This window comes from Nocardiopsis protaetiae, assembly GCF_045446735.1.
Lineage (GTDB): Bacteria > Actinomycetota > Actinomycetes > Streptosporangiales > Streptosporangiaceae > Nocardiopsis > Nocardiopsis protaetiae.
On sequence record NZ_JBJJBV010000497.1, the window covers coordinates 1 to 2029 of the forward strand.

Consider the following 2029-nt stretch of genomic DNA (forward strand, 5'->3'; position numbering starts at 1 on the left):
GACACCCCGCGCCCGTGGTGGGCGTCGCTGCGCGCGCTGCTGACCGCCCTGGTGATGGCCGGCGCCGTGACGCTGGGCGCGAGCGCCTGCGACCTCGGCGGCGGAGACGACGACGGCGCCGAGCAGGGCCAGGAGGACGGCGACGACGACCGGGACGGCGGCGGAGACGACGACGGCGATAACGGTGACGGTGACAACGAAGGTGACGACGGCGACGGCGACGACTGAGCCGCGCCGCCGCCCCCGTCCCCCGGCGTACTGAGCACGCGCCGCGCTCCTTCCCGGCGGCGCACCGCACCGTCCGGCGTGATCACCCGCCACGCCGGACGCCCATGCCCTGCCGCCCCACGGGTCGGCGGTCCCATCAACGATCAGCACTACTGAACGTCAGTACCGCGGACTGTCGACCACACCGAACGGCCACCGCGGAACGCCCGTGGCGCTGAACGCCAGTGGTCCTGAACGTCAGCAGTACTGAACGTCAGTGGCACTGAAGGTCAGCAGCGCTGAACATCAGCACCGCGGAACGACGGCGGTACGGGGCCTCAACGCCGGGAAACGGCAAGGGCGCCGAACGCCGGGACCGAGGAACGACCTCAGTCCCGAACAACAGCGTCGCGGAACATCAGCACCCCGGCATGTCAGCACTACTGAGCATCAGCGGTGCTGAACATCAGTGGTGCTGAAGTTTCGTGGCTCCGGGCAAGGTCCACGGAGTGGGACTCACCGGGCGTGGGCGGAAGTGATCACGGAGGCGATCCAATCGGCGTGGGCCGCCGTGTCGGTGATCGCCATCGGGCCGACGCAGGCCGGATTGACGTCGAAGTCCCCGTCGCGGCTGACGACGCCGACCAGCTCCCAGCCGTAGGCGCCGCGGCGGAGCATCGGGCCGCCGGAGTCGGTGACGCACATCTGCGCCCGCTCCGTCGGGTGCTCCGAGCACAGGTCGCCTCCGGCGTCCACGTCCGCGCACCGGTCGAGCGGCACGATCCCGGTGTCGAGCTCCTGGAGCGTCACCGGCTTCTCCTCCTCGCCGAACTCGTCGACCATCCCCCAGCCCAGGCCGCGCACGGTGGCGCCCGGGGAGGGCGAGGCGGCGGCGATCGCGACGGGGACCCGGTCGTCGACCGGGGCGTCCAGCCGCAGCAGGGCGAGGTCGTTGCGCAGGAGGTACTCCGAGATCGGGTACGCGGGATCGTCACCGACGTCGATGACCTCGAACCCGGGGTGGAGCACGACCTCGGCCACCCCCCGCTCGCCGCCGCCCTCCAGGCGGTCCGCGCTGCCGACGCGGACGGTGATCTCCTCGGGTTCCGTGCAGTGGCCCGCGGTGACCACCCATTCCCCGCTCACGAGCGCGCCCCCGCAGTAGTGCTCTCCCCCGTCGTCGTACAGGGCGGCCATGAAGGGGTACTCCTCGGTGGCGTCGACGCCGCCGATGATCGCGTGCGCGGGGGACGCCGCGATCGCGGTCGCGGCCAGCAGCGTCCCGACGGCTCCCGCCCCCGCGGCGATCGCGGTGGCCGGTACGGCCCGGGTCCTCTTCCCCACCTGGTCTTCGCGCATGGTCCGCCCTCTCCTGCTCTTCCGTGATCCGGTACGCCCTCGACCCTAGAAAGGCGATCACCGGGAGTCATCGACCGGGAGAAGTAAGTCACCCACCGACGAAGGACCGGACCCGGTACCGCCGGTGGCGACGAAAGGCGCGGGTACCGCGGTGCCCGTCCCCCGCAGGGGTTACGCCCGCCGTCCCCGACCTGCGGACACCGGGGGTGCGCGGGGCGCGTAGATTGCGTTGCGTGAGAGACGAGATGCACTCCGACCGGCGATCGCCCGAGGAGACCCCGGCGCCCGAGGCCGCGACGACGCCCGGGGAGACCCCGGCCACCGGGGCCGCCGAGGTCACCGAGACCACCGGGACCGCTGGGGCCACCGGGGCTACCGGGGCCACCGGGGCAATTGAGGTCACTGAGGTCACCACGGGACCCGCGGCCGAGAACACCCCCGCGCCCACCGGAACGCCGACCGC

The 2029-nt window shown here is 72.5% G+C and carries 2 protein-coding genes and 1 pseudogene; 2 read left to right on the forward strand and 1 reads right to left on the reverse strand.

Features of this window, described 5'->3' with window-relative positions; genetic code table 11:
• Positions 1 to 228: hypothetical protein (locus tag ACJOT3_RS34285; protein WP_406977291.1), on the forward strand; the 228-nt coding region annotated here is incomplete at its 5' end.
• 495 nt (positions 229 to 723) lie between these two features.
• On the opposite strand, the gene ACJOT3_RS34290 is transcribed toward ACJOT3_RS34285, so the two are convergent.
• Positions 724 to 1566, reverse strand: coding sequence for a S1 family peptidase (locus ACJOT3_RS34290; RefSeq protein ID WP_406977292.1), 843 nt, complete (start codon positions 1564 to 1566; stop codon positions 724 to 726).
• Positions 1567 to 1799: 233 nt separating this feature from the next.
• Here ACJOT3_RS34290 and ACJOT3_RS34295 point away from each other — a divergent pair.
• Positions 1800 to 2029: pseudogene (locus tag ACJOT3_RS34295) on the forward strand (hypothetical protein); the annotation flags it as partial.

Coding starts and splice junctions, on each gene's coding strand:
- ACJOT3_RS34290 (WP_406977292.1), bottom strand. CDS start 1,566: ATGCGCGAAGACCAGGTGGGGAAGAGGACCCGGGCCGTACCGGCCACC.